This is a genomic window from Flavobacterium limi (assembly GCF_010645075.1).
Classification (GTDB): domain Bacteria; phylum Bacteroidota; class Bacteroidia; order Flavobacteriales; family Flavobacteriaceae; genus Flavobacterium; species Flavobacterium limi.
On record NZ_JAADZV010000008.1, the window covers coordinates 158615 to 182625 of the forward strand.

A 24011-nucleotide genomic window follows, 5' to 3' on the forward strand; every position below is an offset into this window, starting at 1 on the left:
CCAATTCATAGGAAAGCCAACTCTTCTACTTCTGCACAAACAAGTAGTAGAGCTGGCATTTTTACTTGGTTTGAATATGCTTCTTTACTTTCGAACCAGAAATCTGTAAATGGTCTGAGATTTGAAAGTTTCCTTCGGTCGTAAAACAGTATTTGGAAACGCAGGTGTATTAATTGAGTTTGGGTAATGCTGTGTTTCGAGACAAAATGCACCATTTTTGGTATAAGGTATTCCGTTGCGACCTTTTACTTTTTCACTCAGCCAGTTTCCGGAATAAAATACTATACCCGGCTCGGTGGTATATACTTCTAATTCCCTGCCGCTTAATGGTTCAAAAGCTTTTGCTGCTAAGGCTAATTTGCCAGTTTGGCTACGCAAAACAAAAGTGACATCGTACCCGTTAGTATATTGCTGTACTTTTTCTATTTCCTTTCCGATAGTTTTTGATGAAGTAAAATCAAATGGGGTTCCTTTCACATTTGAGATATTTCCGGTTGGCATACTGCCATCTCCGTATTCCAGAAACTGATCAGCGAAAACAGTTAATTCTGTATTTAATGCTTTCTTGTCTTTTCCGCCTGAAAGGTTGAAATAGGTATGATTGGTTAGCACGAGCGGAGTCGCTTTGTCTGTTGTAGCCTTATAATCAATAACCAGATCATTGTTGTTTTTGAGCGTAAAAGTTACACTGACCAATAGATTACCCGGGAAACCTTCCTCACCGTCTTTGCTTAAATAAGTCATTTCAACAGCTGGTTCATTCTTTTTTGATATTTCTCTGGCTTTCCAAATGCGTTTATCAAATCCGTTTACACCTCCGTGAATATCAGAAGAAAGCGGGTAATCTTTATCGTCAAGAGTGAATTTTTTGTTTGAAATACGATTGCAACCCGGCCAACAGTAGAGCCCATCAATGAATTATCATTCCCTGCATACTGCGAAAGTGAATCGAAGCCCAGTACCACACTGTTCATCTTGCCATACTTATCGGGTGTTATAATATTTGTAATTGCTGCTCCATAATTAATGAGCTCAACCTGCATACCGGTTTTACTTTGCAGGCTATATCGAAAAACATCTTCTCCCTGAACTTGTCCTATTTGCTCTTTGTGGATTGAAGATTTTTTAGCCGAACCCATATTTTGGGAAAATGCATCTAAACTGAGCAAAGATGTAAGAAATATAAATGACAGGCAAACCATTAATCGCAATTTATTCATGATGTTTGTTTTGGATATAACTAAATTATTTTTGTCTGGACAAATTGTAGTGTCCTTCAAGATGAGCAAATCGAGCCAGTATTTCCAGCATTCCGCCATGTTCTACCAAATTATAAACACCATCTTTTGCTTCAAATAATCCCTTTTTATTTTTGTCTTCCTTCAGGACATTGTCCAGACATTTTTTAAATCCTGAAATATATTTTAAATCTTTGTTGTATTTTAAAAGATGCTGATATCCGCGTAATAAGACAGCGTTAAACCAGTAGCCGTCTCTAAATTTGTCACCTGCGTAGAAATAGTCCAAAGAACTGTCTGCTATTTTAATAGCTCTTTCCAGATATTTTTTGTCACCTGTTATTTCATACAAATAAACATTAGACTGGAGCATTGTTCCTGAATTATAAGAGTAAATGGTTTTTGAAATGCTTTTATCTTTTACCTTAATATTATCATAGAATAAACCTGTAGGTGTCTGCAGATTTTCATTCGTCCAATTGTATATTTTCAATGCATTATCAAGATATACTTTTTCCTTTGTCGCTTTGTACATTTTAAGTGCCACAATAATACCAGGTCCGTTTGAACAGGTGTTTTTAGTTTCAAAATCGTTTTCCCTCCAGTATAATCCGCCTCCAAGTGCATTGTCTGAAGCTGTCATCATAAAATCATACATTGACTTTCCTAAATCAAAATAAGATTTCTTAGCGGTTCTTTCGTAGATATCTAAAGCTGTTATTCCAATCCATTGGTTATCATCGTAATAACGCTGTCCCTGACTCAGTTTTACAATATATTCACCATAGCCAGGCTTAGACGGCGCCGGATCGTAATAAGGCTGCATGCTTTTTAATATACCATCAGTTAAATTAGCATTTTTATTTATTTTTTCGATTTCATTAGTGGCTTCAAACATTGCACAAAGTGCCCATAACCAGCTGTATTCTCTTTTATGGCCAAATTTAGTTTCTCTTTTTGCAGGATCTAAATCCACGAAATAATACCCTGAAACTCTATCATGAAAATTACTTTCGACTGCAGTATGCAGCTGTTCCATCTCACTCTTATAGATATTTTTTTTAGAAGAACCTTTTTTTTGTGCTACTGCAAAACCCGAAAATAGTATTACCGTTACAATAAGTATTAAACTTTTTTTCCTTTTGTTCATAATCTTAAATATTTACAATTATTTTATTGTTTTATATTTCGAATGATAGCTGTCAAATTCAAAATCAATTCACAAACATACTAAATCGTTTTAGTATTTAAAATTAAAATGATGTATTTGCCATTAATTTTGTAGAATAATTACTAATTTAATTATTTAGCTTTTATTATTTAATAAAATAGGTAATTCCAAACATAGTATTACAATTTTCTCTAATCAATTTTAAATAAATAGAATAAAAACAAGCATTACTCAGGAAATATTAAGCTATTATCTGTTTAATTTAACTCTGGTTAAATGAATAATTCAATTTAGATTTTTACGTTCGTTTTGAAATTTTTGAAAAAACATGAATTTATTTTAATGTTCCTCAATTTCGTTCTTATTTAAATAATCAGGAAAACAGTTGACTCTTTGGCTTGAAAAAAACAGTTTATGTTGATATGTCCCTCCTAATTTATTGTATCGCCCCTCTTAGCCATATAGCGCGTTATATAAATTTGTGAACCTGCTTTTATTTCTGAATTAGTTTATTGAAATAAAATCTGAAGTACTAAATTTTAAACCTGATTTTATAGATGAAAAAAATTGTATTAGCACTTGCTTTATTTCTGAGCCTGCAAAATAATTACGCCCAGAATAATGAATGGGAAAATCCTCAGATAATTGATCGGGGAAAAGAAGCGGGCAGAAGTTCTTTTCTTTTATTCAGTAACGAAACCGAATTAAAAGCCAACAATCCTCAAAAATCAGAGCTGTATAAGAGTCTGAATGGAAGCTGGAAATTCAATATTGTTCAAAATCCGTCTCAAAGACCAACAGATTTTTATGCAACAAATCTGAATGATACAGACTGGAAAAACATTCAGGTTCCTTCGAACTGGGAACTGCAGGGCTATGACATTCCTATTTATACGAATATTACGTATCCCTTCCCTAAAAATCCTCCATTTATAGACGGTGATTATAATCCCGTAGCTACTTACAGACGTACTTTTACAGTCACAGATTCATGGAAAGAAAAAGAAATCATACTTCATTTTGGTTCAATTTCTGGTTATGCCAGAGTATTTCTGAACGGAAAAGAAGTCGGAATGACCAAAGCTTCCAAAACTCCGGCTGAGTTTAATATTACTTCTTTTTTAAAGAAAGGAGATAACTTAATTGCGGTTCAGGTATTCCGCTGGCATGACGGAAGTTATTTAGAAGATCAGGATTTCTGGAGGCTGAGCGGTATTGAACGTGACGTTTATTTGCAGGCAATGCCAAAAACGACTGTTTGGGATTATTTTGTAAAAAGCGACCTGGACAATCAATATAAAAACGGAATTTTCAATCTGGATGTCACTTTAAAATATTTCGAAAATAATAAAATCAAAAATCCTTCTGTAAAAGTAGAATTATTTGACAAAGAAGGAAAAAGAGTTTATTCTGAAAGCAAAAAGGTAAACGCTAAAGAAGAAAAAATCAGTTTTTCAGGCACGATTGAAAATGTAAAAAAATGGAATGCCGAAATGCCAAATCTGTACAGATATACCATTACATTACTGGATGATAAAGGAAAAACGCTTGAAATTGTTTCTAAAAGAACAGGCTTCAGAAAAGTAGAAATCAAAAATGCTCAATTGTTGGTTAACGGAAAAGCAGTAATGGTCAAAGGTGTCAATATTCATGAGCATGATGATGAAATCGGGCATGTTCCAAATGAAAAAACCTCCTTGAAAGATCTAAAGTTAATGAAAGAATTCAATATCAATGCCATCCGAATGAGTCATTATCCGCATGATACCCATTTATACGATTTGTGTGATGAGTATGGTTTTTATGTTGTGGACGAAGCTAATATCGAATCACATGCAATGGGTGCCGAATGGCAAAACTGGTTCGATCAGAAAAAACATCCTGCTTATTTACCGGAATGGGCACCAGCGCATCTGGATCGTATCAAAAGAATGTTTGCATTTGATAAAAACCATCCTTCGATTATCATTTGGTCTTTAGGAAATGAATGTGGAAACGGTCCTGTTTTCTATGATGCATACGATTGGTTAAAGCAAGTAGATGCAACACGTCCGGTTCAGTTTGAGCAGGCTGGGGAAAACAGAAATACCGATATTGTATGCCCGATGTATCCGGGAATTAAAAGCATGAAAAGTTATGCGGCTGCCGATAAAAAACGTCCGTACATTATGTGTGAATATGCACACGCAATGGGAAACAGCGGCGGAAATTTTCAGGAATACTGGGATATTATCAATAGCAGCAAACACATGCAGGGAGGATTTATCTGGGATTGGGTGGATCAGGGGATTAAAACCAAAAATGCAGAAGGAAAAACGTTTTGGGCTTACGGTGGTGATTTAGGGGCTGATAAACTTCAAAATGACGAAAATGGCTGTGCAGACGGCGTTATATTTTCAAACAGAACCCCTAAACCGGCTTTGTATGAAATTAAAAAGGTATATCAAAACATTCAATTTCAGTTCAGTAACGGGTCTGATTTAACGGTAACCAATCATTATAATTTTACCAATCTTTCTGATTATACTTTTAAATGGGAATTGATTAAAAATGGAGTAAAATCAAAATCAGGCGAATTTAATGTAGTAGCTGCCCCTCAAGAAAGTAAAAAGATGGTTTTGGATTTAGGAGCAATTGATGATAGTTCAGAATATTTTTTAAATGTTTACGCAGCTTCGAAATACGATGCGCCTTTGGTTGCCAAAGGGCATGAATTTGGCAGAGAACAGTTTGCAATAGGAAAAGGTTCCTGGTTTAAAAATATTGACGTTGCAAAAAGTACATCAAAACTGAAACATAGCGTTAAAGCAAATGTACTTTCTTTTGAAACAGAGAACATTACCGGAGAGTTTGATTTGATAAAAGGTGAAATCCTGAAATACAATCTGAAAAATGCTGATAATGCTATTTTTACCCATTTCCCAACACCTTATTTCTGGCGTGCCCCAACCGATAATGATTTTGGAAGCAATATGCAGGATAAATTAGTAATCTGGAAAGAAGCATCAAAAAATCCAACCGTTGTAAGTGTCAATTTGGAAAAAAATACTTCAGAAGGCTTACATGTAAAAGTGGCTTACAAATTAGCTGGCGTTGAAGTTCCTTACACTGTAAATTATCTGATTCAGAACGATGGTTCGATAAAAGTAACTGCTGCGATTGATATGAACGGAAAAGAATTGCCTGAAATCCCTCGTTTCGGAATGCGTTCAAAGTTAAATGGTTCTTATGATAATCTGAACTATTACGGAAGAGGACCATGGGAAAATTACTCTGACAGAAATTCCGCTTCGTTTATTGGTGAATATTCAGACAAAGTGATCAATCAATATACAAGCCATTATATACGTCCTCAGGAAGGTGGTTATAAAACAGATGTCCGCTGGCTGACTTTAAAAAATAACAAAGGTCAGGGTATAAAAATCGAAGGATTGCAGACTCTTGGGTTTAGTGCGCTGAATATTTCAACAGAAGATTTAGATCCGGGCAAAACGAAGGCTCAGCGCCATCCGTCTGATCTGGATTTAGATTCGAAAGAAGCAGTGTATCTGCACTTAGATTACAAACAAAGAGGCTTAGGCGGTGATGACAGCTGGGGACGTTTGCCTCATGATCCATACCGTTTACTGGATAAGCAATACAGTTATTCGTATGTAATTTCATTAATCAAATAATTTGACGTTTTTGTTTATGTTTGTGTGGAAAGAAAACCTATGATTTACTCATAGGTTTTTCTGATTTTTTAGTTTTATCAATACTATTTTATTGTTGAAGGTAATTTAAATCGGTGTCAGGCTGAGCGGAGACGAAGCCCTTCAAAGTTAAATAGCCTTCAAATAAGATTATCCTTAGAGAACACGAATGAACTCAGCATGTCATTCGTTATGTAAAAATGAGTTATATTTAGCTTTAAATACCCTAATGTTTTGAAAAATAAAACTCTTCTGTTTTTAATGATTTTAGTTTGCTTTATGGCTAATTCACAGGCTGTAAAAACTGCTATTCCAAAATACGGACAGGAAAAATATGATATTGGCTATATCGGAATCAAAAACGGGCTTGCTAATAATGCTGTAACTTCAGTCTACAAAGACAAACGGGGATTAATGTGGTTCGGAACTTACGACGGAATCAGCAGGTATGACGGTTATAATTTTTTGAGTTTCAGAAACGAACCTAATGATACCAATTCGTTAGTTAATAACAGGATTGTAAGTATTTGCGGCACTCAAAATGAAATCTGGATTGGCACTAAAGGAGGTATCAGTGTTTACGATTATCTGCGAAATAAGTTTACTACTAAAAGTTACATAAACGCTAAAAATTCTCAAATTGAAGTGATTGATTTTGTAGTCAACCAAATCAGGGATTTTAAATCCAAAATGTATATCGGGACTGCAGGAAAGGGGTTGCTTTATTATGGAGGAAATGAAGAAAAAATTATTCAGGTTCCGCTTTATGCAAAAGGAAAACTGCTCTGGGATTATCATGTGCAGGAAATGGATTTTGACCCATCCGGTAAATTGTGGTGCTCTGTTGCCGGTGTTGGACTTGTTACGATGGATGCATCCGCGAAAAAGCTATCAGTAGTTTTTCCGGTTACTTTAGGCAGTGGCTGTCTTTTATATGATAAATTTTCAAATATTTGGGTAGGGGCTGATCAGGGATTGCTAAAATACAATGTCAAAAATAAAACACATCAGCTTTATAAAAATCAGGAGATTCAGTATCCTGTTTCAGATTTGATGTGCAAGCCGGATGCAAAAGAATTGTGGATCGCTACAAATGGTAACGGTGTTGTAAAATACAATTATGCTACTGATACTTTTTCTTTGCTAAACTCAGATCTGAATGAAGAAAAACTCAATAGCAATGCAATTTCATCCTTATTCAGGGATAATACAAACCGCGTCTGGATTGGAACTTTACGTGGAGGAGTTAATATCATTGAACAAAGAAAAAGCCCTTTTACGACAGTTTCAAAAAATGAAGAAATAAAAAACACACTTCCAAGTGATTTTATCCTTTCATTATCAGAACAGGATAATGAAAATCTCTGGATTGGAACAGATGGTGGCGGCGTAAGTTTATGGAACAGAAGGAGTAATTCATTTACCAATTATTCTTATGATGCAAATAATCCAAATTCGTTATCGAATAATTTCGTTACAGCCATCCTAAAAGATACTAAAGGAACGTGGTTTGGAACTTACGGAGGAGGAGTTTGTCTGTTCAATTCCCAGACCCGAAACTTTAAAAAATACAATCTTTTTAATCCTAAACTGAATGGGAATCAAAAGAATATCTGGGTGCTTTATCGAAGTAAAAATAACATTTTATGGGCAGTTTCTCCGGATGAGGAAGGATTGTACCGATATAATGAAGCAGCTGATCATTTTGATTTTGTGGATGCAGGAATCAGAGGAATCATTTCGATGACAGAAGATAAAAATGGTAATCTTTGGATCGGGAATTTTTCAAAATTGTACCAGCTCAATCTAAAAACGATGAAACGCAAAGAGATTGATGTAAAATATCCGGTGCGTTCGATTATTTCACATTCTGATACAAAAATGCTCGTAGGTACTGAAGGCGGAGGCTTGATGCTTTTTAATCCAAAGACTTTTAAGAGCCAGTTTTTGACTCAGAGAAATAAACTTCCCAATAATTCTGTTTTAAATATTGTTCAGGATAATAAAGAAACCTATTGGTGCAGCACCTATAACGGATTGTTTGTATACAATGCAACGAGCGGAAAAATAACAAGTTATCATGATGCTGACGGACTTCAAAGTAACCAGTTTAATTATAATGCTGCACTGAAACTTTCTACTGGCGAAATTGTATTTGGCGGAATAAAAGGTTTTAATATTATCAATACCAAAATAACGAACCAGAATCACGACTTCCCAAAGCTTATTATAACTTCCATAAAAGTAAATAATAAGCTTTTTGATCAATCGGGTTTTTCTGCTTTCGGAATTGATAAATTAAAATTGCCTTATGACGAATCGATGCTCAATATCGAATTTGCGGCATTAGAATACAGTCTGCCTGAAAAAATATCCTATGCTTATTTTTTAGAAGGATGGGATTCGCAATGGCATTATGTGGATAATATTCGGAATGCAAATTATTCCAGAATAACAGAAGGTGATTATGTACTCAAAATTAAATCTACAAATGCAGAGGGAATCTGGAATACAAAATCCATTTCATTGCCCGTTACCATATTACCGCCATGGTACAGAAGCGGTTTTGCTTATTTCGTTTATTTTCTCCTCATCGGATTGATTATTTATGTAGTGGATAAATACCAACGCCAACAGGAAAAACTGAAATACGAAGTCAGGCTTTCTCAGGATCTGGCGAAGCAGGAAAAAGAACTGAATGAAAAGAAATTAACGTTTTTTACTAATATTTCGCATGAATTCAGGTCGCCTTTAACCATGATTATTAATCCGTTAAAGGAAATAATCTACGGTACAGACCAGCAGATAGATCCGGCTGCCATAGAAATGGTCTACAGCAATTCGAGAAGACTATTGAGTCTGGTGGATCAGCTGCTTCTTTTCAGAAAAACCGAAACCGAAACCGGAAAGCTCAAAATTGGTCAGATTGATATTGTAGAGCTTTGCAAAGAAGTTTTTAGCTGTTTTGTACAGCATGCCAAAACAAAAAAGATTGATTACAGTTTTAGTATTTCTGAAGAAAAAGTACTGGTTTATGTAGATCGGGAAAAGATTGAGATGGCGCTTTTTAATTTAATTTCGAATGCTTTAAAATTTACCGAAAAAGAAAATGGTGCCGTTACGATTAATTTACGATGTTCAGAAAATGAGGTTGTCATCAATGTTACCGATAATGGAGAAGGCGTTTCGGATGATGATAAGGAGAAAATTTTCAATCTGTTCTATCAGTCCAATAAAAACATCAGAAATAACCGAAAAGGATTCGGAATTGGTCTTTATCTGGTAAAACAATTTATCACGCAGCATCACGGAAGTGTAAGTTGTCGTGATAATGAAAATGGAGGATCTGTTTTTGAAATTAAATTATTACTCGGAAAACAGCATTTTGGAGATGTCGAAATTCGTGAAGATTTAAGTGACAGAACCTTATTTTTAGAAGAAGCTTTAGAAGATACCACAGTGCAGGAAAATGTACTGAAAACTGTTGAAGAGCCTGACAATGTGAAAGATTTAGTTAAAGATGCAAAAAGCATTTTGGTGGTTGATGACAATGTGCAGATAAGAAATTATTTAAAAAAGATTTTAAGTCTAAAATATCATATTACAGTCGCAGAAAATGCAGAAGCTGCTTTAGCCGTAATAAAAAAAGTAATGCCCGATTTGATTATTTCTGATGTGGTTATGGGAGAAATGAATGGGGTAGCTTTTTGCAAGCATATCAAGTCTGATGAGGAGCTAAAGCATATCCCCGTAATTTTACTCACAGGAGGAACTTCAGAAGATGTAAAGCTAAAAGGTGCCGAAGTAGGTGCAGATGATTACATTACAAAACCATTTGATAACGACTATTTATTAGCCCGAATCAGCGGAATATTTGCCAGACGTGACAGCGAACAGAACTACCTGCTTAATTCAGTAACAAAAAAATCGACAAGTTTAAAGCTGTCTGATGAGGACAAAAAACTAATCGATAAAATTGTAGATATCATTGATGCGAATCTGGATGTGGAGAATTTTAATGTAAATGATTTGTCAGAACATTTAGGAATGAGTTATTCTTTGGTTTATAAAAAAATCAAGAAAATTACTGGAAAATCAGTTTCTGAGTTCACCCGAAATGTCCGATTACGAAAAGTAGCCACATTATTAATTACCACAGATTTACAGATCAGTGAAGCGGCTTCCATTGCCGGTTTTGGTGATATTAAATATTTCAGGAAACATTTTCAGCAGTTTTATAATTTAAATCCTTCGGAATTTAAGAAGAAATATCAAAACGTAAAGGATAATAAATATATTTTAAATGAAAGTTTCTGGAAATCGACTTGATTTTAAATTTATTGTCAGGCTTAGCTGAAATGTCATTAAGTTTAGAAATTCGCATTCGTCACTTCGAGTGATTTTTAATCATAATGCGATAGCTTTAGGATTAAAAATTGTATCGAGAAGCTTTTTGATACTAAGGTTCTCGATATATTTTGTTAAAAAAAAACTATCGCATTTTTTTAACAAAACACTCGAACTGACGGAAAAAAGAATTGAGTATTTTCAAAAAAAGCGAAGAACTTTATATAATGAATTAAAACAATGGTTAATAAAATAAAAAGACATATGAATAATTATTTTAAAAGTACTGTTTTATCAGGATTGATCTATTTTACAGCAATAACGACTTCACAAGCACAATCAAAAAAGCTGGAAAAGGATTCGCCTAAAAAGGTTCGTGAATTTTTTGTGTCTTCATTGGTCAAAATTGGGGATCCTGTTTTAGAAGCATTAAGCAAAAATGAATTGAAAGTAAAAATGCCTGTTGAAAGATCACCCGGTGCCTGGGATGCGAGAACAAATGTAACGTATCTGGAAGCTTTTGGCCGACTGCTTTCCGGAATGGCTCCGTGGTTAGAGTTGGGTACTGACGAAACTCCCGAAGGTAAATTAAGAGCGAAATATATTGATTTGGCTCAAAAATCCATTCATAATGCGACAGATCCGAATAGTCTGGATTTTATGAATTTTGTCAATGATAAACAGCCTTTGGTAGATGCTGCCTTTTTTGCACAGGCATTGCTTCGGGCACCAAAACAGCTTTGGGAACCCTTGGATGCCATTACAAAAGAGAATGTAATCAAAGCATTAAAATCATCCCGAAAAATTGAACCGTATCAAAGCAACTGGCTGCTTTTTGCCGGAATGGTAGAAGCCGCTATCATTAAATTTGATAAAGACGAAGATCAGAAACGCCTCAGTTATGCTTTAGAACAACATAAAAAATGGTATCTGGGTGACGGAACTTACGGTGACGGTCCTGATTTTCACTGGGATTATTACAACAGTTTTGTAATTCATCCAATGCAGCTGGATATTTACAATGTATTGAAAGATAAAAATAACGACTACAAAACCGATTTCACAACAGAGCTAAAAAGAGCCAGACGTTATGCTGCCATTCAGGAAAGATTAATTTCTCCGGACGGAACCTATCCACCAATTGGCAGGTCATTAGCGTATCGTTTTGGTGCTTTTCAGCTGTTATCCCAAATTGCACTCTGGAAAGAACTTCCAAAAGAAGTTGCTCCGGCTCAGGTTCGTTCGGCGCTCTATGCTATGATTCATAACCAGATAAATGCAAAAGGAACTTTTGATAAAAATGGCTGGCTTCAGGTAGGATTATATGGTCATCAGAATAATATTGGCGAAGGATATATCTCTACAGGAAGTTTATATTTGTGTTCAGAAGCTTTTTTAGTTTTGGGTTTACCGGAAACAGATTCTTTTTGGAGTGATGCGTATAAGCCGTGGACACAAAAGAAAATATGGTCCGGTCAGGAAATCCCGATTGACCATGCTGAAAAATGATAAAATAATCAGATTGATGTAATTAAAACAGATGTCAGACTGAGCGGAGTCGAAGCCCCTTTAGGTTCAAAGCCTTCGACTTCGCTCAGGGTGACACTTGAGATATAATATTTAATACATAGAACATAGATTTAATTTAAAAAGAAATCTAAAAGAAACACATTCCATCACACCGCTTATGTGTTTAGAAAAACATTACTAACAGATTTTAAACCAAATTTTTATATAATGATAAATTTAAAAAACTCATTTTTTATTGCATTAACAACAGCTTCATTACTAAGTTGTAAAAGTACAGCCCAAAAAACAGCTGCAATAAAAGAATCAAAAAAAGAAGTGATTTCGATTATTGATAAAGTTAACAATCACTGGCAGGAAACACATCCTGAACCGGGCAATTCTTTTTGGCATGTTTCGGCCTATCATACCGGAAACATGGAAGCTTACAAAGTGACCAAAAACAAAAAATATCTGGATTACTCTCTGGCATGGGCTGAGAAAAATCAATGGATGGGAGCTAAATCAAATGATAAATCGGAATGGAAATACAATTACGGAGAAACCGACAAACACGTTTTGTTTGGTGACTGGCAGATTTGTTTTCAGACTTATATCGATCTGTACAACTTTACAGGAAAAAACGATCCCCGTAAAATTGCCCGGGCACGTGAAGTGATGGAGTACGAAATGAGTACTTCTGCTAATGATTACTGGTGGTGGGTTGACGGATTATATATGGTAATGCCGGTAATGACAAAGCTGTACAACGTTACCGGGAATGAAATGTATCTGGAAAAACTGCATTCTTATTTACAATATTCGGATAGTATTATGTATGACAACGAGGCAAAACTATACTACCGTGATGCAAAATACATTTATCCAAAACATAAAAGTGCGAACGGTAAAAAAGATTTTTGGGCGAGAGGAGACGGTTGGATTTTTGCCGGTTATGCCAAAATTATTCAGGATTTACCAAAATCAGCCAAACACAGGGCAGAATACATTACTCGTTTTAAGGACATGGCTAAAGCTTTGGCAGCAGCCCAGGAAAAAGAAGGCTACTGGACAAGAAGTATCCTGGATCCTCAACATGCGCCGGGTCCTGAAACCAGCGGAACAGCATTTTTTACCTACGGATTTCTATGGGGAATCAACAATGGAGTTTTAGACAAAAAAACATATCTGCCTGTGGTAGAAAAATCATGGAATTACCTAACCAAATTCGCACTTCAGGAAGATGGAACGGTAGGTTATGTTCAGCCGATTGGCGAAAAAGCGATTCCGGGTCAGGTAGTAGATAAAAATTCTACAGCAGATTTTGGTGTTGGTGCTTTTTTACTAGCAGCATCTGAAATGTCTCGTTTTGTAAAATAACTTATCATAAGTGTATGCAAAGGGCTGTCTTTATAGACAGCTTTTTGCATTTATATAAGTTTAGAATTTAATTTTTATGTCTTTTTAATAGCCATAAATTGGTATAATTCATATCGAAAATAATTTGTTTTTCATTTTCAAGAAATCTTTGGTGATTTTAAATGATTGTGTATTAAATATTTTTAATGCATTTTTTTTAGGATAGTCATAAAAATATCTGATTTAAATGATAATATGCTGATTTGCCCCTTTTATAATGCTGTAATTACCCCCCTTTGCTTGTAAGTGTTATGTTAGATTTGTCTTGTAAATCATTGGACTTATAATAAAATGCTGTATTTAAAAAAACAAATTTAAAAGCAATTGTATTGTTCATAATGGCCCTATAGATTTATAACTTAACTAAATCATTTAACCAAAATTACAACCAAAGATGACAAATTTTATTAGGAAGATTAAGGCTCCTGATTGCGTATCCGGATTTGATTTTAAAAAGAAACTCACATTAATGTGTGCATTGGTTTCTTTGACACAGGTACATGCGTACACTGCCCATTCAGGGGGTGTAGCGAAATTAGAAAAACTACAGCAGCAGAACAGTATAAGCGGACAGGTTAAAGATCAAAAAGGATTGCCTTTGCCCGGTGCCTCCGTCTTGATAAAAGGAACAAAAATAAGCACTATAACAGATTTCGACGGAAAATTTAGTTTAGCCGGTGATGAAAACTCAATATTGGTAGTTTCTTTTGTAGGTTATGTTACACAGGAAGTTTCCGCAAAAGGCAAATCTGATATTACGGTACAAATGAAAGAAGATGCTGCTTCTTTAGAGGAAGTAGTGGTAGTAGGATATGGTAAAATGAAGAAAAAAGATTTAACAGGATCAATTGTTCAGGTTAAACCGGAAGCTCTGGCAAATCAGAATCCGCAGACTGTCCAGGATTTATTGCGAGGTGTTCCTGGTTTAAAAGTCGGATATTCTGCGGATGCAAAAGGAGGAGGGTCTTTGCAGATTCGTGGACAGACTTCTGTTTACAATCCTGATGGTGCAAATCGTAATTCACCCCTTATTATTTTAGATGGAATGCAGTTTTATGGAGAGCTTTCAGAAATCAATCCTGATGATGTTGGTCAGATTGATGTTTTAAAAGATGCATCAGCAACAGCTATATTTGGTTCTAAAGCATCTGCAGGAGTTATTGTTATTTCGACAAAAAGAGGAAAAACAGGTAAGCCTGTCATAAACGTTACTACCAACACAACAATTGTCAATGAAAGTGCTTATCGTGATGTATATTCTCCTGAAGGGTATGTAAAATATCGTCAGGATTGGGAGACTGCTAAAACATATGGTCAAAATACAGCTACCGGAAATTATGAAGCATGGATAACAGGAACAGCTGCCGGCAAACCGGGATACTATACAAATCCAGGCCAATTAGACCAATATGGCATCACTGAAGCGCAATGGCTGGCTTATCAGCCTGTTGGACAAACACAAGGAAAGAGTCTGAATGAAGTGTGGGGACTCCGTTTAGGAATTACTGACCCCATGCTTTTGAAAAATTTTACAGAAGGGAAAACACACAATTGGTATGACAGTACTTTTAGAAGAGGAATTAATCATGATCATAATCTAAGTGTTTCCGGAGCAAGTGACAAAGTAAATTATTATATGTCTTTGGGATATTTAACGTCAGAAGGAGCCATTCAGGGTAATGACTATGAGGCAGTTCGTGCTAATATGAAAGTGGATGCGAAAATTACAAGCTGGCTGGAATTTGGAGCTAATGTTAATTTTCAGGACCGTACAGACGGAGACATTGCTGTTGGTACAGGCACTAATTACTGGGATGCCAATATGTTAAGAAACAGCCCTTTTTCTAACTTTAAAGATGTAAACGGTGCATATGAGAGACAGCCAATGGGACAAACTATAGGTGGGTATAATTATTACTACGATCGCCAGTTTATAGACCTTGAGAGGGGATATACGGTATTGAATACCATTTTCAATACCAAGGTAAGTTTACCTTATGGAATTAGTTATTCTTTTAATGTTGCACCACGTTATCAATTTTTTTACAATCGTTATTTTCAGTCATCAGGTCATAAAAGCTGGAATCCTGCAACCATAGGAGTAGACAGGGAAAACGGTAAAAATTTTACATGGAACCTGAATAACACCTTAACATGGGATTATACATTTGCTGAAAAACACCATATTATAGCCACTTTTGTTCAGGAAGCCGAAGAGCTCCGAACATGGTCAGATCGTATTGATGCCAATAATATTCTGCCTTCAGATGCATTAGGGTTTCATAATATTGCTAATGCAACACTTGCAAACAGTACGTTTACATCCAACGATACGCATCAGACAGCCGATGCATTAATGGCGAGACTTTTCTATTCGTTTGATGATCGTTATATGGTTACGGGAACGATACGCCGCGATGGATACTCAGCATTTGGATCTACAGATCCGTATGGAGTTTACCCTTCTGTTGCAGCGGCATGGACTTTTAATAAAGAAAGCTGGTTCAATTGGAATCCTATGAGTACAGGTAAATTACGTCTGTCCTGGGGTAAAAACGGAAACAGAACGCTTTCTGATCCCTACATAGCTTTAGCAAACTTAAGTTCTGGTACCGGTGCAACAATGGGTTATATTGATGCTTCAGGAAACATTGTTGATGTGAAGTATTTAGGAATCGATCGTATGGCAAATCCAAATTTGCAGTGGGAAAAAACAGAAGCTACAAATATTGGTCTTGACCTTGGGTTCTTAAACGACCGAATTACAAGTACAATTGATGTTTACAGATCAATTACTCATGACATGATAATGATTCAGCGTTTACCTGGTTTTACCGGATTTGGCTCAATTGCAACCAATCTTGGAGAAGTTGAAAACAGAGGCATTGAGATAGCTCTTAACACCATAAATATTAAAAATCCAAATTTTGAATGGACTACTATGGCTGCCTTTTCATACAACAAGAATATCATTAATGCACTATATGGTAATATGGAAGATATCAAGGATGCCAATGGTAATGTTATCGGACAAAAAGAGTCTGATGAAAAAACCAATGGATGGTTTATAGGAAGACCAATCTCTCAAATCTGGGATTATAAAGTAATCGGCATCTGGCAAAAAGAGGAGTGGGAAGAAGCTGCAAAATACGGACAGCGTCCTGGAGATCCAAAAGTTGAAAACAGCTACACAGCTGATGATGTAAATGGAAAACCTGTTTATAATGAAAAAGACAAGCAATTTTTGGGACAGACAGCTCCTCCAATTAACTGGTCGCTGCGTAATGAGTTTAAATTCTATAAAAACTGGAATCTGGCAATCAATATGTATTCTTACATGGGACACAAATCACTTGACGGACGCTACATGAATACTTATAATGATGGTAGTTTGTACACAAACAACTATAATCCGTTTGTAAATCCGTATTGGACAATTGACAATCCTACGAATGACTGGGCCCGTCTTGATGCAAGAGGACCTGCAGGAGCCGGAACAGCAAAATTATACGATCGCAGTTTTATTCGTTTAGATAATATTTCGCTGGCTTATACACTTCCTAAAGATCTTTTAGACCGCCTGCATGTTAGGAATTTCAAAATCTATGCTTCAGTTCAGAATGCTGCAACATGGTCTGCTTCCGGAGAATGGAAGTATTATGGAGACCCGGAAACAGGCGGACTGGCTACACGAATGTTTAATTTAGGTTTTAACGTTTCACTTTAATAATTATTCAACAATGAAAAAATATATAAAAAACAGCATCTCAACACTTTTGCCTTTAGTAGCTTCAGCACTGTTGGTTTCTTGTTCAGAGGATTTTCTGGAGCCTGATCCATTATCGTTTTACGAACCTGAAACTACATTTTCAACAGAATCTGGCTTGCAGGCAGTTTTAGCAAGTGCTGATAAACAATTGCGTAATAATTATATTCATTATAATAATGCCGGTAATAGTGTGCCTATTGGTACAGAATATGTTTTCTCTGATATGGCAAAATATGGAAAAACCGATAACACCAGTACTATTTCTGATTTTGCAAATACTATAGTGCCTACCGGAAGTTTTAAAACGGGAACAAATGATGATTTTTATCTTGGGTTTTACTGGGACGAAGCATATACCGGTATTAAACACGCCAATACTATATTGACTTACATTGATAAGGTGACCAGTTTAACTCAGGAAGTTAAGAACAAGTATATCGGTCAGGCTTACTTTCACAGGGCATACCGTTATCTTAATCTGGTATATCAGTTTGGAGATATACCTTTAATTACTAAAATTTTAGAAGTTCCAAAGCAAAGCTATTATTCTACTAAAAAAGAGGCTATTATTGAAATGATTACGGCAGATATGGAAAAGGCTGTAGAATGGGTTCCGGAACAGTCAAAACTACCTTATTTAGGTGTGGTGAATAAAGGAGCATGCCGTCAGTTATTGATTAAGTGTTATTTGGCTTCCGGAAAATTTGCAGAAGCAGAAGCACAGGCCAATATCCTGATTAATCAGTCAGGTTATTCTCTGATGCAAAGTAATTTTGGAACATTTGATCAGGGAGGAAATCCACAAACGTGGACTATTACCAGAAATGTTATCTGGGATTTGCACAGGCCTGAAAACAAGGTTATTGCTGCTAATAAAGAAGCTATTATGATAATGCCAAACGGAGGCGTACAATCATTTTTACCTTTTGCTTCCATGAGGATCTTTGGACCTAACTGGAATTCTGGTACACTAACGACACCAGATGGTAAACAGGCAGCTGCCCGTTTTGCCTCAAACAATGCCAATTATCAGGTTAAATATGATTATGCAAGAGCACTCGGGCGAGGTATTGCAACTATTAGTGCTTCCTATTATTCACAGCATCCTATGTGGGTTGTTAATGGAATTGAAGATAAACAGGATCTTAGACATAACAATACTGTTGGTAACTGGGTGAACATGGAAGATCTTAAATACAGTGATAAAACTTCTGCATATTATCAGCAAAATTTTAGAATGAAACATAATGGTGTTCTGCTATCAAGGGACACCCTTCGTGAATGGTTTGACTTTCCGCTGTATAAAATCTATCTGCATGATGTTGTAAATGAAACCAATCCAAATGCAACTGATTTTCAGGGAGCAAGTACAGGAAGTAAAGCGCATTGGTATTTATATCGTTTAGCAGAAACGTATTTATTAAGAGCTGAGGCGCGTTTTTATCAGGGAAATGCAGGTGGAGCAGCACAGGATGTAAATGCTGTGAGAGCAAGAGCCGGAGCTTCTCAAATGTATACTAATGTAACGATTGGGGATATTTGTGCAGAAAGAGGCAGGGAGCTTTATTTGGAGGAATGGAGAAATGTAGAATTAAAACGTATTTCCCATTGTTTAGCCATAAGCGGAAAACCGGATGAATGGGGTCAGACCTACAGCTTAAGCAATTGGGATAAACAATCTGGCACCGATGCATCCGGAGGAAGTTACTGGTACCAGCGTATTACACATTACACACTTTACAATAAATACCCAAGCGGAATCGTAGTGCCAAATGGTACTAAGTTTTATACCATGGACAAACGTAACAACTATTGGCCAATTCCAAATAGCGCTATAACGGCCAATACGAAAGGTAAATTAAGTCAGAACTTTGGTTATGACGGTTACGATCCTAACGTTAAGGTTTGGGATAAATGGCAGGATGCGGTTGCCGATGAAAGTGTATTATAATATGCTGAAATACCAATTTGAATGTGACAATACCACAAAGTTAGAAGCTCAAATTACCTAACATTTAAGCTTTAAAACGACAATACATTCATTTAAGAAAAAATAAGTTTTGCCCCTCAATTAATAGTTTTAAAATATCGACCACTAAGCATTATCTGTAAAAGGATAATGCTGGGGTCTTTATGAACCTGGATTTTAGGCTGAAAGATATTTTCTATTTCAGATCTGCTTCGATCCGGTTAAAATTCACATGAATCATACATTTTTACCGGTTAATAATCGCGGAAGCTTTTCGTTTCTGCACCAAATTAATTTGTCACTAACTAAAAGAGTAAAACAAAAATTTTAAAACAATTTTTAAATAGATTTCATATGAAAAAATTATACACCTTTTTATTTTTCGGGTTATCGGTCTTTCTGTTCCGGATACAGGCACAGGCTCCTAATCTTCCTGTTAAGGTAACTTTAGCAACAGCATTAAGCGGACCTAAAACATTTAGTAATAATGCGGCATCGGATGTAATATCTTTTCCTTTATCCAATCAAACCGAGTTTACCCTTGAGGTAAAAGCAAAAGTAAATGCTGCTCAGGGAAGAGGTTTGGATGTCGAGGTTAAAAACACGGCTGGACTCGGATTTCGGACTTCTTTGGATAAAACTACTTTCAGTCATTCTACAGAATTATCAGCAGTAGAAAATTTAAGCACTTCTGCTGATAATGCTCAGGAGCAGACATACAGGTATGCTGTAAAAAATGGTTTTGTGAATATTTATCAGGACGGTCATTTTTTAACTTCAAAAGCATTAGATTTTGTAATTGATAATTCTGTAACGCCAACGGTCTACGGGTCAGATAATCTGTTGGGAAGATGGGCAGGAGTGACAGGGAATAATTCTGGAAAACCAAATGATTATGGCTGGGCAAATACGTCTGCAAGTCTGCCATGGAATACGGCTAATTCTTCAAGCGGTGTCAGATATCTGGATGTAACTTCAGGACATACATTCGAATCCGATAATACCGCTTACAACGGAAGGATTATGTACATACGTTGGGATAATAGTGCGTATTCAACTTCAACCTACAGCTATCCTGTAAAATTAGAAAAAGACATTAAATATGAATTTTCGTGGATTTATGAATATGTATCGAATTCGGCTCCGGGAACTCCTATCAATGTAGCCATTTCAGCTGCTGCGAACGGAACAGGAGTTATAGCCTCTAAATCATTTGTAACAGGAAATGCAACTAAATTAAGAAAAGGAGATTTTTCTTTTATCGCCGCTGCTGATGGTACATTTTATATTACTATCACCGCTGGATCCGGGCTTATGGCGATTGCAGATTTAAAACTTAAATCTTCCAATTTAATCAATACCTGGGATGGTTTTGCGAATGATAATGCAGGGGTACCCGCTGTTTATGGCTGGACAAATTCTGTTTCTTCCTCAATTTTTAATACGGCAAACGCTGCCAGTGGAGTACGTTATATGGATGTAACTACGGGACATGCTTTAGAATCAGATAATACTAATTACGCAGGAAGGTTATTGTATATCCGTTGGGATGGCGCTCAGGAAAATTCGGTTTACTCGTTTCCGGTACAACTGGAAGCTTCAAAAGATTATCAGTTTTCATGGCTGTATGAGTACATTTCAAATTTAGCTCCGGGTTCTCAAATGAATGTTTCAGTTTCAACATTGGTTAACGGAGCAGGGACAATACTTTCAACTAAAAGTTTTGTAACGGGTGATGTCAATAAACTGAAAAAAGGCGATTTATCTTTTCAGTCTCAGGCAGCCGGTATGTATTACATCAATATTACAGGTGATAAAGCCCTTTTTGGAATAGCCGATTTAAAAATCCAGACGCAGCAAATGGCGAATATCGTAATTGGTAAAAATTATGCTGCCGGTGCAGTAGATATGGAAGTGAGCTCTGTAACTTTTGAAAATACGGCTTATGCTCCTGAAAAAGTAATCAGCCCTTCTGCTATAACCTCTGAAATTACGAATAGCCTAAATGTTGGTGCTTATGCAAAATCAAGCGTAGTTTTGAACGGATCCGCTTCTTTATATTTGAAAAATGCCTACAATCCGCTGATTAATGCAACGGTGAATTTAAATTCGGCAAATGCCCGATTATATTTTGAAAACAAAAAACCGAGCGAGGTTATTAGTTCTTATTTACAATACATTTCGTTAAATGGCGTTGCGGCGGATAATGGTTCAAATGTTCAGGTGACCAATTATGGCAGTGGGGCCGTAGTAGCTCCTTATTCGGTAAACGAAATGCCTCTGGAAGTTTTTACAGCAGAAAATTTTGGTGGAACTTCACAGCAATATGCTTCCGTAACACCTCATGATAATCTAAGTTCATTTGATAATACCATCAAATCCTTCAAACTGAAAAAAGGCTACATGGTGACTTTTGCTTCAAATTCAGACGGAAGCGGATATAGCAGGGTTTATATCGCAGAAAATCAGGATTTGGAAATTGCGGTTTTGCCTGTGAATTTAAATGGAACAATTTCATTCATCAGAACAATGAAATGGCACGAAGTCAATAAAAAAGGACTGGCTGGCGGAAGCACAGAGGCAATGGATGCAACCAATATCACCTGGTATTACAATTGGAATACCGGAATGAGTTCTACGCCAAATATTGAATATGTACCGATAAGACAGACTAATTTCTGGCCTTCATTTACGCCTGCTTACACAAAAGAAGGTTATACACATCTTCTCGGATTCAACGAACCAGATCGCCCGGATCAGGCAAATATGACGGTTGAAGCAGCTATAGCTTCCTGGCCGGCATTGATGAAATCGGGATTACGATTAGGTTCTCCGGCAACATCGGATCCGTTTAATCCGTGGATGGGGACTTTTATGGCTCAGGCTGAAGCCAATAATTACCGAATCGATTATGTTGCAATTCACTGTTACTGGTACAAAACGGCAGCTCAGTGGAAAAGTGATTTGCAGAATATCTATGACCGATACAAAAGACCACTTTGGATTACAGAATGGAATATAGGAGCCAACTGGACAGGCAATAATTTCCCTGACGGACCAACTTTATTAACAGATGCAAATGCCGTTAAGCATAAAAATGATCTGGCTGCCATATTAACGCTGCTTGAAACTACAGATTATGTAGAACGTTATTCAATATACAACTGGGTTCAGGATGCCAGGGCAATGTATGTCACTATAGATGATGCTTTTAAAACCAGAAATCCGAACTGGCAAAATTACGTTTGGCTTCAGACGGCTCCGGTAATTTCCAGTACCGCTACCAGTTATGTGGTTTTAACCCCGGCAGGTGAATATTATGCCAATAATGCTTCGGCAAAAGCTTTTAGTTCGAATAGAGAGTACATTCCTACCTGGAAAACAAAAGTAGAAACACTGAGCTATCAGCTGTCTTCAGATTATCAAAATATTACCGTAAACTGGACAGGCACCAATAATGATTTAGTAAATAAATATATTCTCGAAAGAAAATTAACTGGGGAAAATGACTTCTCTGTTTTTTATGAAACAACAGATTATAAAATCATTAAGCAGATTGATGTAGTTCATTCAAAAGCAGAATACCGAATTAAAGTTGTGAGTAAAGACAATACTGAATCAGCATACTCGGCGGTACTGGTTTTTGAGCAGTCTCCAATTGCCGCTACGCCTTCGGATATCGTTGGAAAGGCATTATCGAAATCCATCATTAATTTAAAATGGCCGGCTGTTGCAGGAGCCGAATCCTATACAATTAAAAGATCAGAAACGGTGAATGGAACGTACGAAGATGTAGCTGTATATTTAAAAGAAACAACTTTCGACGATACCAATTTACAGGAGAATAAAGACTATTTCTATAAACTGGCAGCTGTAAATACAGGCGGTGAAAGTACGTATTCTTCACCTTTACAGGTTAAGACAATGGCATTTGCAATTCCGCTTGCCGTTGAAAATGCAACTTTGGCATACGGTGATGCAAGGGTTAATCTCAAATGGGATTTTATGTATGATGCCGGTTTTTATGTAAAAAGAGCCACTTCGGCCTCAGGTCCTTTTACGGTTATCGCAACCGTTACTGCAAATGAATATCAGGATGTATCAGTTGTCAACGGTAATCCTTATTTCTATAAAATCTCTGCGTTCAATACCTTGGGAGAAGGCCCTGATTCAAATATTTTAAATGCTACACCGGCACTGGGTCAAAAAATCACGGGCAGTGTAATTGGTCATCAGGGATCTTATAATAATAGTGGTTTTACAATCGAAAAAGCTTTTGATGAGGATATTACCACTTTCGTGGATGGACCAACGGCAATTGGCTATTTAGGATATGATTTTGGAACGGATAAAAAAGCGAGTTTAACAGACATCAGATATGTTCCCCGAAACGGATTTGGTAATCGTATGCCCGGAAGCGAGATTCGTGGCTCAAATAGCGAGGACTATTTGAATGTTTACGATGTTTTGCACGTGATTACGCAAACGCCTGCCAATGATCTTTTTGCGACAGACAGTGGTTTGGCAACTCCAAAGTACAGATACATTTACTGGTACACACCGACTGGTTATGGCAATATAGCAGAACTTGAATTTTACGGAAGTATCGATACAACGTTATCAACAAACAAACCGAAGGCAGGATTGGCAGAAAATATTAGTGCTTTTCCAAATCCTACCTCAGGTCAATTTGATATTAGTTTTCTTGAAGCAGATAATGCGCAAAAAATTACAATTTACACCGTAGATGGCAAGGTAATTTCTGAATCGGATTATACGATTGAAAACGGTAAAATTCACCTGAATCTCGAGCGTAATAGTTCAGGATTATATTTTGTAAAGCTTCATTCTTACCCAGATAAAACGATCAGAATTATTAAGAAATAAAAATAAGTTAGTT

Annotated in this window: 8 protein-coding genes and 1 pseudogene; 7 read left to right on the top strand and 2 right to left on the bottom strand. The window is 36.3% G+C overall.

The features are described 5' to 3' along the window. Positions 1 to 84 precede the first annotated feature (84 nt). A pseudogene (locus tag GXM16_RS16770) lies at positions 85 to 1319 on the bottom strand (aldose epimerase family protein). Next, positions 1246 to 2388, bottom strand: a complete 1143-nt coding sequence (locus tag GXM16_RS16780) for a glycoside hydrolase family 76 protein (RefSeq protein WP_163395649.1) — start codon at positions 2386 to 2388, stop codon at positions 1246 to 1248. The pseudogene GXM16_RS16770 and the gene GXM16_RS16780 overlap by 74 nt, the downstream one beginning before the upstream one ends. Before the next feature lie 578 nt (positions 2389 to 2966). On the opposite strand from GXM16_RS16780, the gene lacZ reads away from it, so the two are divergent. The 7 genes from lacZ to GXM16_RS16815 all read left to right on the top strand — a co-directional run bounded on the left by lacZ (position 2967) and on the right by GXM16_RS16815 (position 23998). Next, complete coding sequence (gene lacZ / locus GXM16_RS16785) at positions 2967 to 6083, top strand: beta-galactosidase, LacZ type (RefSeq protein ID WP_163395650.1); 3117 nt, start codon at positions 2967 to 2969, stop codon at positions 6081 to 6083. A gap of 252 nt (positions 6084 to 6335) precedes the next feature. Next, on the top strand, positions 6336 to 10430 hold the full coding sequence (locus GXM16_RS16790; protein WP_163395651.1) for a hybrid sensor histidine kinase/response regulator transcription factor: 4095 nt from the start codon (positions 6336 to 6338) through the stop codon (positions 10428 to 10430). Positions 10431 to 10712: 282 nt separating this feature from the next. Then, positions 10713 to 11957, top strand: coding sequence for a DUF2264 domain-containing protein (locus GXM16_RS16795; RefSeq protein ID WP_163395652.1), 1245 nt, complete (start codon positions 10713 to 10715; stop codon positions 11955 to 11957). 228 nt (positions 11958 to 12185) lie between these two features. After that, on the top strand, positions 12186 to 13334 hold the full coding sequence (locus GXM16_RS16800) for a glycoside hydrolase family 88/105 protein (protein ID WP_163395653.1): 1149 nt from the start codon (positions 12186 to 12188) through the stop codon (positions 13332 to 13334). 433 nt (positions 13335 to 13767) lie between these two features. Further along, entirely contained in the window at positions 13768 to 17100 is a 3333-nt protein-coding gene (locus tag GXM16_RS16805; RefSeq protein ID WP_163395654.1) for a SusC/RagA family TonB-linked outer membrane protein, read from the top strand. Between the two features lie 13 nt (positions 17101 to 17113). Further along, on the top strand, positions 17114 to 19093 hold the full coding sequence (locus GXM16_RS16810) for a RagB/SusD family nutrient uptake outer membrane protein (RefSeq protein WP_163395655.1): 1980 nt from the start codon (positions 17114 to 17116) through the stop codon (positions 19091 to 19093). Between the two features lie 372 nt (positions 19094 to 19465). Then, on the top strand, positions 19466 to 23998 hold the full coding sequence (locus GXM16_RS16815; RefSeq protein ID WP_163395656.1) for a glycosyl hydrolase: 4533 nt from the start codon (positions 19466 to 19468) through the stop codon (positions 23996 to 23998). Positions 23999 to 24011: the final 13 nt, after the last annotated feature.

Bases quoted from the DNA above. Each gene is read 5' to 3' on its own strand.
- GXM16_RS16780 (WP_163395649.1), bottom strand. From the start codon at position 2,388: ATGAACAAAAGGAAAAAAAGTTTAATACTTATTGTAACGGTAATACTA.
- lacZ (WP_163395650.1), top strand. From the start codon at position 2,967: ATGAAAAAAATTGTATTAGCACTTGCTTTATTTCTGAGCCTGCAAAAT.
- GXM16_RS16795 (WP_163395652.1), top strand. From the start codon at position 10,713: ATGAATAATTATTTTAAAAGTACTGTTTTATCAGGATTGATCTATTTT.
- GXM16_RS16800 (WP_163395653.1), top strand. From the start codon at position 12,186: ATGATAAATTTAAAAAACTCATTTTTTATTGCATTAACAACAGCTTCA.
- GXM16_RS16805 (WP_163395654.1), top strand. From the start codon at position 13,768: ATGACAAATTTTATTAGGAAGATTAAGGCTCCTGATTGCGTATCCGGA.
- GXM16_RS16810 (WP_163395655.1), top strand. From the start codon at position 17,114: ATGAAAAAATATATAAAAAACAGCATCTCAACACTTTTGCCTTTAGTA.
- GXM16_RS16815 (WP_163395656.1), top strand. From the start codon at position 19,466: ATGAAAAAATTATACACCTTTTTATTTTTCGGGTTATCGGTCTTTCTG.